This is a genomic window from Streptomyces luteoverticillatus (genome assembly GCF_003970715.1).
GTDB lineage: Bacteria > Actinomycetota > Actinomycetes > Streptomycetales > Streptomycetaceae > Streptomyces > Streptomyces abikoensis.
This window is the reverse complement of record NZ_CP034587.1, coordinates 6,751,361-6,766,777: the sequence shown is the minus strand read 5'-3', so window position 1 is coordinate 6,766,777 and position 15,417 is coordinate 6,751,361. Positions and strand designations below refer to the sequence as shown.

Annotated in this window: 10 protein-coding genes; 4 read left to right on the top strand and 6 right to left on the bottom strand. The window is 71.8% G+C overall.

Annotation, left to right across the window (positions count from 1 at the left end; genetic code table 11):
- Positions 1-18: 18 nt before the first annotated feature.
- The 3 genes from EKH77_RS30020 to EKH77_RS30010 all read right to left on the bottom strand — a co-directional run bounded on the left by EKH77_RS30020 (position 19) and on the right by EKH77_RS30010 (position 2,914).
- Complete coding sequence (locus tag EKH77_RS30020) at positions 19-1,104, bottom strand: alpha-hydroxy acid oxidase (protein WP_240667607.1); 1,086 nt, start codon at positions 1,102-1,104, stop codon at positions 19-21.
- Between the two features lie 61 nt (positions 1,105-1,165).
- Entirely contained in the window at positions 1,166-1,933 is a 768-nt protein-coding gene (locus EKH77_RS30015; RefSeq protein WP_126917375.1) for a TSUP family transporter, read from the bottom strand.
- Positions 1,934-1,999: 66 nt separating this feature from the next.
- The gene (locus tag EKH77_RS30010; protein WP_126917374.1) at positions 2,000-2,914 is read right to left on the bottom strand and encodes a TauD/TfdA family dioxygenase; all 915 of its coding nucleotides are present in this window, start codon (positions 2,912-2,914) and stop codon (positions 2,000-2,002) included.
- Positions 2,915-3,487: 573 nt separating this feature from the next.
- Between EKH77_RS30010 and EKH77_RS30005 the strand changes: the two genes are divergently transcribed.
- Positions 3,488-4,483, top strand: coding sequence for a type III polyketide synthase (locus tag EKH77_RS30005; protein WP_164737905.1), 996 nt, complete (start codon positions 3,488-3,490; stop codon positions 4,481-4,483).
- 139 nt (positions 4,484-4,622) lie between these two features.
- Here the strand turns inward: EKH77_RS30005 and EKH77_RS30000 are convergent, their stop codons facing one another.
- From EKH77_RS30000 to EKH77_RS29990, 3 genes are all read right to left on the bottom strand, one after another.
- The gene (locus EKH77_RS30000; protein WP_126917372.1) at positions 4,623-6,680 is read right to left on the bottom strand and encodes a phosphocholine-specific phospholipase C; all 2,058 of its coding nucleotides are present in this window, start codon (positions 6,678-6,680) and stop codon (positions 4,623-4,625) included.
- Positions 6,681-6,891: 211 nt separating this feature from the next.
- Positions 6,892-8,373: an amino acid permease gene (locus tag EKH77_RS29995; protein WP_126917371.1), complete on the bottom strand. Its 1,482-nt coding sequence runs from the start codon at positions 8,371-8,373 to the stop codon at positions 6,892-6,894.
- Positions 8,374-8,879: 506 nt separating this feature from the next.
- On the bottom strand, positions 8,880-9,284 hold the full coding sequence (locus EKH77_RS29990; RefSeq protein ID WP_126917370.1) for a rodlin: 405 nt from the start codon (positions 9,282-9,284) through the stop codon (positions 8,880-8,882).
- 217 nt (positions 9,285-9,501) lie between these two features.
- On the opposite strand from EKH77_RS29990, the gene EKH77_RS29985 reads away from it, so the two are divergent.
- From EKH77_RS29985 to phsA, 3 genes are all read left to right on the top strand, one after another.
- Complete coding sequence (locus tag EKH77_RS29985; protein WP_126917369.1) at positions 9,502-11,889, top strand: MMPL family transporter; 2,388 nt, start codon at positions 9,502-9,504, stop codon at positions 11,887-11,889.
- 104 nt (positions 11,890-11,993) lie between these two features.
- Positions 11,994-13,448 carry a glycoside hydrolase family 47 protein gene (locus EKH77_RS29980; protein ID WP_126917368.1) on the top strand — a complete coding sequence of 485 codons (1,455 nt, stop codon included), beginning with the start codon at positions 11,994-11,996 and terminating at the stop codon, positions 13,446-13,448.
- Between the two features lie 112 nt (positions 13,449-13,560).
- A complete protein-coding gene (phsA, locus tag EKH77_RS29975) occupies positions 13,561-15,408 on the top strand; it encodes an O-aminophenol oxidase PhsA (RefSeq protein WP_126917367.1) in 1,848 nt (615 codons plus the stop codon).
- The last annotated feature ends 9 nt before the right edge of the window (positions 15,409-15,417 follow it).

The window sequence follows — 15,417 nt, the reverse complement described above, 5'->3', positions numbered from 1 at the left end:
GCGCGTCGGACTGAGTGCTCAGCCGCGGCCGGCGGGGACGACGACGTCGCGCCCGATGTCCGCGACACTTTCGACGCCGAGCTGCAGCAGGGTGTCCTCGATCTCGCGCCGCAGCAGTTCCAGCACCGCGCGGACGCCGGCGCGCCCGGCGAGGGCGAGGCCCCAGAGGTAGGGGCGGCCCAGACATACGGCGTCCGCGCCCAGGGCGAGGGCCTTGACGACGTGGACGCCGGAGCGGATGCCGCCGTCGACCAGGACGACGCCCCGGTCGCCCACGGCGGAGGCGACCTGGTCCAGCGCGACGAGGCTGGGGATCTCGCCGTCGAGCTGGCGGCCGCCGTGGTTGGAGACGATGACGCCCTGGGCGCCGAGGTCGAAGCAGCGGCGGGCGTCCTCGGGGCTGAGGACGCCCTTCACCAGCAGCGGCAGAGCGGTGCGCTCGCGGATGCGGCGCAGGTCGTCCCAGGTGAGGGCGAGGCGGTCGAGGCGGGCGTTGGCGGGGATGTCGCCTTCGAGGATGCCCAGCGCCCGCAGGGTGCCGAAGTCGACGAAGGGCGGGGTGCGGAACCCGGACCGCAGGGTGGAGACGCGGCGGGCCGCGTGGCTGGCGTCCACGGTGACGACGAGGGCCGAGGCCCCGGCCTTCTCGGCCAGGGCGACGGTGGCGTCGACGTCGTCGAGGGAGCGGTAGGCGTAGAGCTGGAACCAGCTTCCGCCGGGCGCGGATTCGGCGATCTCGGGGTAGGGGTAGTGGCTGTCGGTGCTGACGACGGAGATGGTGCCGGCGTCCTCGGCGGCCAGCGCCGTGGCGATCTCGGCGTGTTCGTGGAGCAGCCGCTGGGGGCTGGTGGGGGCGAGCAGCACGGGCAGGGAGAGTTGCTGGCCGAGGACGCCGGTGCGGGTGTCGGGGGTGGTGCCGGCCGTCGTGAGGACGCGGGGGCGCAGCCACACCTCGTCGAAGGCGGCGGTGTTGGCGCGCACGGTCTCCTGGGTGCCGGCGCCGCCGGCCACATAGGCCCGGATGTCGGCGGACAGGACGGTTTCCGCGGCGCGTTCGAAGTCGGGCAGGGTCAGTAATCCGGCGAGTTCTCTGTGTGCTGGCACTTGAATGTCCTCCGGGGAAAGGGAATTTCACTTGCCGGCCGAATGTCAGGCGAACCGAATGTCAGGCGAATTGGTCGAAGGCCATCTTCACCACCATGCCCGTCACGACGAGGACGAGGACGGTGCGGACGAATCCCGAGCCCTTCTTGAGCGCCATGCGGGAGCCCAGGAGCGCGCCGGTTATGTTGCCGACCGCCATGCCGAGGCCCAGGGCCCACAGGACGTTTCCCTGGAGCGCGAAGACGGCCAGGGCGCCGAGGTTGGAACCGGCGTTGACGACTTTGGCCATGGCCGCGCTCTCGAGGAACTGCTTGGCCAGCAGGGAGGTGAAGAGGATGATGAGGAAGGTGCCGACGCCGGGCCCGAAGAGGCCGTCGTAGAAGCCGATGCCGCAGCCCGCGAAGGCGATGACACCCATGCGGCGGCGGGTGCTCGTGGCCGACTGCAGGCTCTGGACGCCGAAGTTGGGGCGGAAGGCGACGAAGAGGGCCACGGACACCAGCAGCACCATGATGACGGGGCGGAACCAGTGGGTGGGGACGCTGGCGGCGGACAGCGCGCCGAGTGCCGCCGCGGGAATGGCCAGTCCCGCGGCCGGCAGGACGACGGACCGGTCCAGTTCGGTGCGGCGGGCGTACATGACGGCCGCGGTGGTCGTGCCCATGATCGCGGCTATCTTGTTGGTGCCCAGCGCGGTCGCGGGCGGGAACTGCGGGAACGTCAGCAGCAGTACGGGGATGAGCAGCACTCCCCCGCCGCCCACGACGGCGTCCACCCAGCCCGCGGCGCCCGCGGCCAGGAGCAGCCCGGCCACGTCGTACCAGTCCATGTCGTCCTCGATTTCACGTGCCGGAACGATGCCTGGTGCCCGCCGCCGGCCCGGCGGGCACCTTGATCACACCACGCCCCGGATGTCGGCCATCCGTGGGATCACGCGCGGGCGCCGCATCATGCGCCGGGCCCACAGGGGGGTGGAGCGCAGCGAGTAGAAGCGGCGCAGCCAGCGGTCCGCGCCGTCGTAGCGGGGCGCGAACGCGGAACGGCCGTGCGCGGCGACGTGGTTGTCGACGATGACGAGGTCGCCGGGTTCGAGGACGATGTCCCGGCACACGGTCTCCAGCGCCCGCGCGAGGGCGTCCAGGGCGCGGGTGCCCCGGGTGTCGGCGGCGCGGGTGTGGTGGGAGTTGAAGCGCAGGAAGGCCCGGTCGGGGTCGCCGAAGATGACGGGGTGGGGGCCCGAGAGGGGTGGTGGCCCGGCGGCGGTGTCGCGGGTGAAGGAGGAGGGGTAGGCGCTGTGGTAGACGGGCCGCCGCAGGGCCTCGACGTCCTCGGGCGTCAGGTGGGCGATCGCCTCGCGGACCGAGGCGACCCGGGTGGCGGCGACGCCGTCGTGGTCGCGGCGCAGGCAGAGCAGGCCGAGGAAGTCGGGACGCAGCGGGTGATGGACGTTCTCGGTGTGGAAGTCGAAGGCCACGGAGCCGCTGTTCTCGATGCGGGTCTCCTCGCCGGGCACGGGGTGGACGTCGTGGATGAGGGCGCCGGACTTCTCGTCCTGGTATCCGACGAGGGAGCCGAGGAGGTCGGCGACGAGGGTGAGCGTCCCGTCGGTCGGGTGGCCGTCGAGGGCGGCGGTGCCCTGGCCGGCCGGGGTGGGCGGGACGTCGCCGACGTCGAGGCCCCGCAGCAGGAAGTGACCGTGGGGGGAGGTGCCCTCGGCGAAGTCGACGAGGGGCTCGCGCAGGGCCGGTGGCAGGTCCAGGCGGAGGAAGGACATGGCACCCGCCCCGGCGTCGGGGAAGCGGGCGGCCATTTCGGAGAGCTTCCATAATTTCTCGCGGTCCGGCCCGCTCAGCCGGTGGGTCCGTCTTATTTCCGCTACGAGGGCCACGGTGTTTCCTCCAGGCAGGTGCGAACACGAGCGCAGGCGCTTTTCAGAACGGCGTGAGCCGGAAGCGAGGAAGTGGAGGGGAATTCGCTGGCGGTAAAGGCGTGATCACGCTATCCGGGCAGGTCAAATCATGTCAACGAGTGATTCCGGACAGCGGACGAGAACGTTCCCCGGCGCCGCGCTCCTTCCTGGATAACGCCCCTGAGCTGCGGCGACGAGGGCGATCGACGCGCCGCGCGACCGGGGTCCGAGTGGTGTCCGGCGAAGCGTTTCGGCCAGCAACATTTATGGAGCGCAAAGTTCCGGCAATGCATTGGTGTTATCGCACGAGGCGCGGGGGCTTGACGTAAGGAACTTGTAACACGGCGTGACCTGACGTTCCGTCGCATGCGTGGTTGGCTTTCCGAGGCCATCCGTGTTTCTCTTGCCCGCCTTTTCCCAGGGAGTTCCGTGTCCACCGTCTGCCGACCCGTGCTCTGTCTTCCCGAACACACCGTGACCCTCGACGAGGCCGTCTCCCATATGGGCGCGCTGCACTCCGGGCATCCGAGGATCGGCACGGCCCAGCGGCTGATGCGCAACACCTCGGTGCGCACCCGGCATCTCGTCGACCCCTTCGCGGACGTCGTACGCCCACGGACGTTCGGCGAGCGCATGCGCCGCTACGCGGAGGCCGGTACCGAGCTGGGCGCACGGGCCGCCCGGGGCGCGCTCGCCGAGGCGGGCACGGCGCCGGACGAGGTGGACCACCTCGTGCTCGTCTCGTGCACCGGGTATCTCCTGCCGGGGCTCGACGCGCGTGTGGCGGGCCGGCTGGGGCTGCGCCGGGACGTCCGCCGGCTGGCCTTCACCCAGGTCGGCTGCGCGGGCGGCGCGTACGCGCTGGCGCGCGCCCGGGAGCTGGCCGCCGTCCGCCCGGGGTCCGTCACCCTGATCGTCGCGGTCGAGCTGTGCTCACTGTCGTACCAGCCGGGGGACGACAGGATCGCCTCCTTCGTCTCGACCGCGCTCTTCGGCGACGCGGCGGCCGCCTGCGTCGTCCGGGAGGACCGGCCCGGGCTACGGCTCGACGCCTCCTACGAGGACCTGGCGCCGGACACCCTGGGCCACATCTCCTACGAGGTCGACGAGCTCGGCTTCCACTTCGACACCAACCCGCGGATATCGCGTGTGGTCGCGGAGGCGATGCCCGGCCTGCGGCGCTGGCTGGAGGACGAGACGCCCGTGCTCGCTCCGCAGCCCGACTTCCTGGTCGGCCACACCGGCGGGCCGCGCATCATGTACGAGGTCAGCAAGGGGCTGGGCATCCCGCCGGCCATGTTCGAGCTCAGCGAGAACTCCCTGACCCGGCGGGGCAACACCGCGAGCGTCGTCGTCCTCGACGTGCTGGAGCAGACCTTCGACGACCCGCCGCGCGCCGGCGCCCAGGGGCTGGTCGTGGCGTTCGGGCCCGGGGTCACCACGGTGGCGGTGACCGGCACGTGGGTGTAGCGAGGGGCCGCCTCCCGCGTACGCACGAGGGCGCCCCGTAAGGGGCGCGGGGCCGTGTCGATATGCGGCTGCCGCCGCGCGGGCGCGACCAGCCCCCACCGGCCCGCGGTGACCGGACACCGTCCTCCCGGCAGAGCGCTCAGTCCGTATGGAGCGCCGGGTCGCTGACACCCGGCTCGCCGGTCTCGACATGTCCGGCGAACCGGCGCAGGAAGCCGGGGTCCGTCTCGGAGACCACCGTGACGTCGTACCAGCGCTTGCCGTGGCGCGGGTCCACGGTGTGGGTCACGGTCCGGCCCGCCCGCACCGTGATCGTCGCGCGCCCGCCGCCGTAGGCGTCGGTCACGGTCAGCCTGCGGTCGGCGCCGCCCGGGTTGGTCAGGGTCAGCTCCAGGCGGCCGCGGCGGCCGTCGTGGCGGGCGGTGACCTCGGGGGCCGCGGTGGTGCCGGGGCCCTTGAAGACGCGCAGGAAACCGTTGGGGCCGTGCACCGACAGGTCGTAGGCGCCCTTGGAGTACGCCGTGTTCCAGGTGTCGGAGATCTTCTTGCCGGCCTCGGCGGTGTACGTCCACGGGCCGTCGGCGCGGTTCGCGGAGGTGACCGTGAACGCGGCCCCGGCGTACTCGCCCCCGCTGAAGGTGAGGGTGAAGCGCCCGGTGGCGGGGGTCGCGGCGCCGTCCGCGAGGGGTGCGTAGGGCAGCGGCCGGGTGCGCTTCGTACCCCGTTCCTGCCGGGGCATGGCGGGGTCGGCGGGTGGCTTCGGCACATAGTCGGGGTGGCGCTCGCGGTCCTTGGGGGCGTAGGCGTCGGTGTCCGGCAGCCCGTCGTACTCGGTGCGCTTGAGGCCGAAGTCGAACGCCGAGGTGAGGTCGCCGCAGATGGCGCGGCGCCAGGGCGAGATGTTGGGCTCGGCGACCCCGAAGCGGCGCTCCATGAACCGGAGGATCGAGGTATGGTCGAAGGTCTCGGAGCAGACGAACCCGCCGGTGCTCCACGGGGAGACGACGATCATCGGGACGCGCTGGCCGAGGCCGTAGGGGCCGGCGGCGTAGTGGCCGTTGCCCTTGAAGACGTCGAGGGCGGTGTCGACGGTGGAGAGGCCCTGCGCTGCGGAGGCGGGCGGGAAGGGCGGGACGACGTGGTCGAAGTAGCCGTCGTTCTCGTCGTAGGTGATGAACAGGGCCGTTCTGCTCCACACCTCGGGGTCGGAGGTGAGGGCGTCGAGGACCTGGGAGATGTACCAGGCCCCGTAGTTGACGGGCCAGTTGGGGTGCTCGGAGAAGGCCTCGGGGGCGGCGATCCAGGAGATCTTCGGGAGCCGGCCGGCCTGGACGTCGGCCCGCAGGATGTCGAAGTAGCCGTCGCCGTTCTTGACGTCCGTGCCGGTGCGCGCCTTCTCGTGGAGCGGGTCGCCGGGCTTGGCGTCGCGGTAGGCGTCGAAGTACAGGAGGGAGTTGTCGCCGTAGTTGCCGCGGTAGGCGTCACTGATCCAGCCCCAGGAGCCGGCCTTGTCCAGGCCGTCGCCCCGGTCCTGGTAGATCTTCCAGGAGATCCCGGCCTTCTCCAGCCGCTCGGGGTAGGTCGTCCAGCCGTAGCCGGCCTCCTCGTTGCCGAGGACCGGGCCGCCGCCCTTGCCGTCGTTGCCGGTGTGGCCCGTCCACATGTAGTAGCGATTGGGGTCGGTGGCCCCGATGAAGGAGCAGTGGTAGGCGTCGCAGACGGTGAAGGCGTCGGCGAGCGCGTAGTGGAAGGGGATGTCCTCGCGGGTCAGGTACGCCATCGTGCCCGCGGATTTCGCGGGGATCCACTGGTCGTACCTGCCGTTGTTCCATGCCTTGTGGCCGCCGGCCCAGTCGTGGTTGAGGCCGGCGATGAACTGCATGCCCAGGTTCTCGGCGTCGGGGCGGTAGGGCAGGACGTCCTTGGCGCCGTCGGGCTGGTGGAAGACCGTCCTGCCGTCGCCCAGGGTCGCCGGGCGGGGGTCGCCGAAGCCGCGGACGCCCTTGAGGGAGCCGAAGTAGTGGTCGAAGGACCGGTTCTCCTGCATCAGGACGACGATGTGCTCGATGTCCTCGATGGTGCCGGAGCGGCGGCGGGCGGGGATGGCGGCGGCACGGCCGATGCTGTCCGAGAGGGCCGCGAAGCCCGCGGTCGCGCCGGCGATCTGGAGGAAGCGCCGTCGATTGAGTTCAGCCATGGGTGAGGGACCTCTCGGGTGTGAGGGCTGGCAGCAGCAGAGTGGTCCAAGAGCATCCAGCGCCGGGGAAGCGGTGGTGTCGTCAGTGTGACGGCGGGTGGTACACGGAGGGAACAGGCTTGCCGGGGTGGAAACGGTGAGGGGCCGGACGCCCTAGCGGGTGTCCGGCCCCTCGGCCGTCAGGTGCCGCGCGGGGCGCGGCGGTGGTGGATCAGGCGTTGTCGCCGGTGGCGACGGCCTTCTCGGCCGCGGCCTCCTGCTGGGCGCGGGCGACCTTGCCGCGGACCAGGTACCAGCCGCCGACCAGGGCGGCCACGATGACCGGCAGGCAGAACACCGTGTCGCGACCGGCGCCCGGCTCGGCCGCCATCAGACCGAGCACACCGGCCAGGAAGACCAGGGTGACGATCTGGGTGTAGGGGGCCCAGGGGAGCTTGTAGCCGGGGCGGGTGACCCGGCCGTCCTTGGAGCGGCGCCAGAAGAGGAGGGAGCAGACCATGATCATGCCCCAGGTGCCGATGATGCCGATGGCGGCGAAGTTCAGCACGATCTCGAAGGCGTCCGCCGGGACGACGAAGTTCAGGCCGACACCCAGCACACAGAAGAACGCGGTGAGCAGGATGCCGCCGTAGGGCACCTGGCCCTTGTTCATCAGGCCCGTGAACTTCGGCGCGGAGCCGGACATCGCCATCGAGCGGAGGATGCGGCCGGTGGAGTACAGGCCGGAGTTCAGGCTGGACAGCGCCGCGGTGAGGACCACGAGGTTCATCACACCGGCCGCGCCGGGGATGCCGACCTTCGACAGGACGGTGACGAACGGGCTCTCGCCGGCGTGGTAGGCGGTGTACGGCAGCAGGAACGCGAGCAGGATGACCGAGCCGACGTAGAAGAGACCGACACGCCACATGATCGAGTTGATCGCCTTCGGCATGATCTTCTCGGGGTTCTTGGTCTCGCCCGCGGCGACACCGCACAGCTCGACGGAGGCGTAGGCGAAGACGACACCCTGGATGACGAGCAGCATCGGCATCACACCGGTCGGGAAGACACCACCGTGGTCGAGGATGTTCGAGATGCCCGGGGTGCTGTCGCCGACCTTGTGGCTGCTGGCCAGCAGGAAGATACCGACGACCATGAAGATCGTGATCGCGGCGACCTTGATGATCGCGAACCAGAACTCCATCTCACCGAAGTACTTCACGGAGATCAGGTTCACCGTGAGGACGACCGCGAGGGCGATCAGCGCGAGCACCCACTGCGGGATGTCGCTGAACATTTTCCAGTAATGGGTGTAGGTCGCGACGGCCGTGATATCGGCGATACCGGTCGTGGCCCAGTTCAGGAAGTAGAGCCAGCCCGCGGTGAAGGCGCCCTTCTCCCCCATGAACTCACGCGCGTAGCTGACGAACGCGCCGGAGGACGGACGGTAGAGGACGAGCTCGCCCAGGGCCCGGACGACGAAGAAGGCGAAGAGGCCGCACACCGCGTAGGCGATGAAAAGGGACGGGCCCGCGGTGTGGAGACGGCCGCCGGCGCCGAGGAAGAGGCCGGTGCCGATCGCTCCACCGATCGCGATCATGTTGACGTGGCGGGACTTGAGGTCCTTGCTGTAGCCCGCGTCACCCGCGTCGACGTGCGAGGACGTCGCGGCGGGAGCCGGGGTGTCGGCCGCAGTGAGGGTGCGGTCACTCATGTATTTCTTCGCCTTCGTTCCGTGGGGGAGGCAGGACCGGGCCGCACGCTGATGTGGGGGTGACCTCCATGCCCGGGGAACGGCCGCGCACGGCCCTCTCCCCTGCATCGCCGGGGCTTCCCGGCGATGGCCCGGTGTTCATTCCGGGAACCGGCTGGCGACGCCGGTCCTCGGTGGTGTTTCACGAGGTCATGCCGTGAATGGTGAGAGGCGCGCAAGGATTCCGTCAAGGGTTAACGGAAAGTTGACATTTTCGAAAGCCCGGACTAGGCGGGGCCCGACGTGCGCCCTTTTTGACTTTCCGCTACGGATCATTGACGGCGGGTGGATATCGCTGCCTATTCCACCTATCCCCCGCGCCTCCGGGCGGGCCGCCCATTTGCGCCTGCATACGGTGCTTTTCCGGTCCCGGGGCGATCTTGGAGCCCGCTCGGGGCACCGGAAAGGGGCCCCGGCGCTGCCGGGGCCCCTGTGTCCTTCCGCACCCTGGTGATCAGGGTCACATGTCAGGGCTCCTCATCGTTCCCGGAGCCGTTGCCGCTGACCACCGGGATGTCGTTCAGCACGTGCGAGAGCGGGTCGTCGCCGTCCTGAAGGGTGGAGTTGTCCGTGCACTGCTGCTGTTGCTGCGAGGTGAGGACCGGGATGTCCTCGAGGCCCACATTGATCAGCAGCAGGACCGACTGGAGGCCGAGCTTCCCGATACCGACGCACACCTTGTCGAGGCTGCCCTGGACGGCGGTCATCTGCGGGCTCTGCTGACCGCCGGTCGCCGTGGCCCCGTGCTCGGTCTCCGCGCCGTTGGCGTTCAGGGTGGTCCTGCCGTCGCGATCGAGGGCCACGGCCGGGGTGGCCGAGACCCCGACCGCCGTGGCGGTGAGGGCGACCGTCGCGAGTACCTTGTGGAGCACGTCCCTGCCTCTCGGTCGAGTGTTCCTCCCGCGCGGGAGGCGACCTGAGTAACTGCGGCGTTCCGGAGAGGTTCCGAGCACTCACTCATTCGTCCCAATGGCCCCCGAAGAGACCCCGACTCCTCCGATCAGCGGACAGAGCACACCCCACGACGCACCGTAAATCCGGCATATTTACACATATCGGCGCTACGTTATGGGGCCTACGAACGCGCGTTTGCCGACCCGCGAAGGACGCCCCCTGATGCTCCTCCACCGGCCCCGTCTGTCGTTCCTCACGCGATGTGCCCACGGCACCCCGCACCGCGCCCTGGCCACGCTCGTCCTGCTGGGGCTGGTCGCCCTGCTCGCGGCGGTGGGGGGCCACGGGGTCTCGGAGCGCCTCGCCCCGGGCGGCTGGACGCCGGCCCGGGCGGAGTCCACGCGGGCCGACGCCTTCCTGGCCGAGCGCTTCGGGGCCGGCCGGCCGCACCTCGTGCTGCTCGCCACGGCGCGGGGCGGCGTCGACGAGCCCGGGGCCGCCCGGGCGGGCCGGGCGCTGACCGAGCGGCTCGCCGCCGACCCGCACACCGCGTGGGTGCGGGGCTACTGGCCGGGGTCCCGGCCCGAGCTGCGCGGCCGGGACGGGCGCGCCGCCGCCGTCGGGGTGCGGTTCAGCGGGGACGAGCGGGCCGTGCTGGCGGCCGCCAAGGCCGTCACGGCCCGCGAGTCCGGGCGGTCGGGGCCGCTGGAGGTCACCGTCGCCGGGGAGGCGGCGCTCTTCGCCGAGATGGAGCGGCTGAGCACCGAGGGCGCCACGCTCGCCGAGATGATCATCGCCCCGCTGGTGCTGCTGATCATGCTGTGGATCTTCGGGAGCCTGGTGGCCGCGCTCCTGCCGGTCGTCGTCGGGGCCTTCGCCGTCGTCACCACCACCGCGCTGCTGCGGCTGCTGAGCGAGGTGATGACGGTCTCCGTCTTCGTCCTCAACATCGCCACCGCGCTCGGCTTCGGGCTGGCCGTCGACTACTGCCTGCTGATGGTCAGCCGCTACCGCGAGGAGCTCGCGGCGGGGGCGACGCCCGTACGGGCCGCCGAGCGGGTCCTCGCGACCGCGGGCCGGGCCGTCGCCTTCTCGGCGACCACCGTGGCCGCCGCGCTGGGCGCCCTGCTGGTCTTCCCCCTGCCGCTGACACGCTCGCTGGCCCTGGGCGGCGCGGCCGTCGCGGTGTGCTCGGCGGCCGGGGCGCTGCTGCTGCTCCCCGCGCTGCTGGTGCTGCTCGGCCCCCGGATCAACCGCTACGACGTCTTCGCCCGCTGGCGCCGGCGCGGCCGGCGCGCCTTCGCCGAGGGCCGCTGGTACCGGCTCGCGATGTGGGTGACCCGGCGGCCCGCGCCGGTCGCCCTCGGCACGCTGCTCCTGCTCGGGCTGCTGGCCGCGCCGGGGGCGGACGCGCGGTTCGGCATGTACGACGACCGGATCCTCCCGGCGTCCTCGCCGGTCGCCCGGGCCTCGCAGCGGCTGCGCGCGGACTTCGACGACGAGAGCGGGAACGCGGCGAGCGTCGTGCTCCCGGGCCTCCGCGTCACGCCCCGGCCGGAGGAGGGGGCCACGGCGGAGGCGGGGGCCGGTGCGGCCGAGGCGGCGGATCCCGAGGACGCGGCGGACGCGCCCGGCACGCCCCGACCACCCGACGCCTCCACCACCGCCGTGGACACCTACGCCGCGCGCCTCTCCCGTCTCCCCGGCGTACGGCAGGTACGGACGGCCACGGGCCTCTACGCCCACGGCCGCCGCGCGGTGGAGCCCGGGCCCTGGGCGGCGGGCTTCACCGGGCCCGCCGGCACCTGGCTGAGCGTGATGCCGGACGCCGGCGTCTCCGTCCTCTCCCCCGACGGCCGGCTGCTCACCGAGCGGCTGCGCCGGGCGCCCGCGCCCACGGCCGCCCTGGTGGGCGGGCCCGGCGCCCGGCTGACCGACACCGAGGACGCGCTCGGCGACCGGCTGCCCGCGGCCGTCCTGATCACCGTGGCCGCCACGCTGCTGCTCCTGTTCGTCTACACCCGCAGCCTGCTCGTGCCCGTCAAGGCCGTGCTGCTCAACGCGCTGAGCCTGGCGGCGACGTTCGGGATCATCGTCGCCGTCTTCCAGCAGGGCCGGCTCGACGTGCTGCTGGGGCCGCTCGACGGCCCCCGCACCACCGATGTGGTCATCCCGGCGGTGATGTTCTGCACCGCGTTCGGCCTCTCCATGGACTACGAGGTCTTCCTCCTCTCCCGGATCCTCGAGGAGCACCGCCGGGGCAGCCCCACCGACCTGGCGGTCGCCGTCGGCCTCCAGCGCACCGCGCGGCTGTTCACCTCGGCCGCGCTGGTCTTCGCCGTCGTCATGGGCTCCCTCGCCGCATGCGACCTCGTCATGCTCCAGCTGATCGGCTTCGGGCTGGCCGTGGCCGTGCTCCTGGACTGCACGCTCGTCCGCGCCCTGCTCGTCCCCGCGATCATGTCGCTGGCCGGCCGGGCCAACTGGTGGCCCGCCACGCGCCACCGCGCCCGCGACCGCTCCGGCCCCGACACGGCGGGCCGCTCCGGCCGCCCGGCGCCGACAGCCGTCGGAGGGGCCTGAACCGGCCTCTCGACGACGTGTCACGCCCCCGGAGCGGTCCGGGCGGCCGCATACTGCGATCACGGCGCCGGACCGGAACCGGGTCGTCAGGAGGGCCACGGGTCATGATCAGCACATCGCTCGCCGCGAGCACGACCCGCCGCAGGCTGCTGTACGCGCTGGCGGCCGCCGGCGGGGTCGCCGTGGGGGGAGGGACGGGTGCGGCGGCGCGGGAACGGGGTGCCGAGGCCGGGGCCGGGGCCGGGGCCGACATGGGGAAGGCGCGGGAGATCCGGGCCGAGTTCCTCCACGCCTGGTCGGGCTACAAGCGGTTCGCGTGGGGGCACGACGAGGTGCTGCCGGTCTCGGGCGGGCACCGGGAGTTCTTCGCCGCCGGGCACCCGGTCGGGCTGTCGATCGTCGAGGCGCTCGACACCCACTTCCTGATGGGGCTCGACGACGAGGTGGGCCTGTGCCTCGACTGGATCGACGACCGGCTCGACTTCGACATCGACGCCCCCTTCCAGGTCTTCGAGACGACCATCCGGCTGGTCGGCGGGCTGCTCGCGGGACATCTGGTCACCGGCCGGCGGGCGCTGCTGGACCTGTGCGCCGACCTGACGGACCGGCTGCTGCCCGCCTTCACCCGCTCCCCCACCGGCATGCCCTACCGGTTCGTCAACCTCCGCACGGGTGCGGTATCGGGCCGTACCGTGCCGCTGGCCGAGATCGGCACCCACATCCTCGAATTCGGTCTGCTGTCCGAACTCACCGGTGATCCTCGCTATCTTCGGGCCGCCAAGGACGCGCTGGGCGCTGTGGTGCGGCGGCGGTCCTCGCTCGATCTGCTCGCCACCACCATGAACGTGGAGACGGGCGAGTGGGCGGACCGGGCGGCGATCGCCGTCAATCCCCCTGTGGACTCCTTCTACGAATATCTGTGGGGCGCCTGGACGATGTTCCGGGACGAGGACTGCCGGGAGTGGTTCCGGACGCTCACGGCGGCGATCAAGAAGCATCAGGCGGAGCGGTCGGACGGGCTGCTGTGGTTCCGGCGGGTGGACTTCCGCACCGGCGCCCCGCTGGGGCGGCGCCAGTCCTCGCTGGCCGTCGCGATCCTCCCGGTGGGCGGCGACAACGTCCTGGCGGCCGACTACTACCGCTCCTGGACCGCCGTCCTCGACAAGTACGCCGTCATCCCCGAGGAGATCGAGTATCCGGGGCTGAAGGTCACCGACCCCCGCAACGAGCTGCGGCCCGAGTACGCCAACTGCGCCTTCGAGCTGTACTGGCAGACCGGGGACCCCTTCTACCGCACCACGGCGTGGCGCTACTTCGAGAACCTCAAGACCCACCACCGCGTGCCCGGCGGCTACACGGTCGTCGCGGACGTCACCCGCCGGCCCATGACCAAGGGCGACCACTGCCCCGCGTACGTCTTCGCCGAGAACTTCAAATGGCTCTACCTCACCTTCTCCGACACCCCCCGCTTCGACTACGCGCGCGGCTATCTGAGCACGGAGGGCAAGGTGCTGCGCGGCGCCCGGCCGCCCGCACGCGCCCGGCTCGGCTGGCTCTGACTCGAACTCCCGTTTACACGCAACCCTGTTGTGCGCAAAAGCGTCTTGAGTGGTGACAGCTGCCGCCGGGCTCCGGCCGGCGGCACGGGGGAAGCGTGTACGGGGGTACCGCATGACCGAAACAGTGCTCGGCCCTGCCGGAAAGCAGGAAGCCGCAGCGGAGCTCACGCCCTTCGTCGACGCCTTGCGCGTCCCGCCGGTGCTGCGGCCCGGCCGCGCCGAGGCGCTCAGGGGCATCGAGATCAACCAGACCACCACCTGGGCGCGCCTGCACTCGCAGCTGCCGCCCACCCGGGCGTGGACGTACGAGGGCCACTTCCCGGGGCCGACCATCGAGGTCCGGCGGGGCCGCCGGCTCCGCGTCGCCTGGAGCAACCGGCTGACGGGCGCGCATCCGGTGGTGGCCGTCGAGGCCGTGCCCGTGCCGGGCGGGCCCGACCCGGCGGACGAGCCGGGGCGCGGCGGCGCAAAGCCGCTGGCCGAGGTGGCCGCGCTGCCCGCGTGGACGGTCACGCATCTGCACGGCGCCAACACCGGGGGCGGCAACGACGGCTGGACGGAGAACGCCGTCTCGCCCGGCGACAGCCAGCTCGCCGAATACCCCAACGACCACCGGGCCGTGGCCTGGTGGTACCACGACCACGCGATGGACATCACCCGCTGGAACGTCTTCGCGGGCCTGGCCGGGATGTACCTGGTGCGGGACGACGAGGAGGACGCCCTGCGGCTGCCGCGCGGCGCGTACGAGATCCCGCTGATCGTCCAGGACCGCAATCTCGACCGGGACGAGGACGGCCGGCTGACGGGCGGGCTGCTGCACAAGACCGTCGTCGTGGCCCACGACGCGCAGGGCGGGAACCTCACCCGGGCGTTCACCGGCCCGTACACGCTGGTCAACGGCGTCATCTGGCCGCATCTGGACGTGGCGGCCCGGTGGTACCGGTTCCGGGTGCTCAACGCCGCGAACGCCCGGACGTTCGAGATCGGGCTGGTCGACGACGAGACCGGCGAGCCGGTGCGGGGCGCGATGTGGCAGATCGGCACGGACGGCGGGCTGCTGCCGCGGCCCGTGGCCCTGGACGAGCCGCTGCCCGTGGCGCCCGCCGAGCGCCTCGACGTGCTGATCGACTTCGGTGCGCTGCGCGGCCGCCGGGTCCGGCTGGTCAACGCGGCCGCGGGGGTGCGGTATCCGCAGATCATGCAGTTCCGGGTGGACGAGGCGGAGGTACGGGACCCGTTCACGCTGCCGGAGGTCGTCTCCGGCTCGTTCCGGCGCATCACGCACGAGACCGCGCCGGAGCACGGCCACCGGCTGCTCGCCCTCACCCCGCCCGGCACCGCGGGCAGCGGCCACCCGGGGCTGTGGGAGATGCATCCGGTGGAGCCCGGCGCGGTGGCCGTGCCGAGCGAGGGCGTGATCCAGATCAAGGGCCCGGACGGCACGGTGCGCACCTACCGCCGGGGCGCCACGACCTTCGACGACGCGCTGGGCTTCATGGTCGAGCACGGCGCGTGGGAGCAGTGGAGCTTCATCAACCTGGGCGGTCCCATGCACCCGATGCACATCCATCTGATCGACTTCCAGGTCCTGGGCCGCGAGCTCTATCCGACGGGCGCGGGAAGCGGCTTCGACCAGACGCTGGGCGGTACGCGCGCCCCGCTGGAGTACGGCGGGGCGGCGCCGGTGTCGGAGAGCGACGCGGGCTGGAAGGACGTGATCCAGGTGCCGCCGGGTCAGCTGGTGAAGGTCATCGGCCGGTTCGAGGGCGCGAAGGGCCGGTTCATGTACCACTGCCATCTGCTGGAGCACGAGGACATGGGGATGATGCGGCCGTACGTCGTCATGCCGCGCGAGGTGATGGCCTTCCACCACGGCATGTCGGGTGGTCATGACGGCGGTCACGACGGTGGCGGTGGGCATGACGGCGGCCATGACGGTCATGGTGGTCACGGCGGCTGACACCATGCC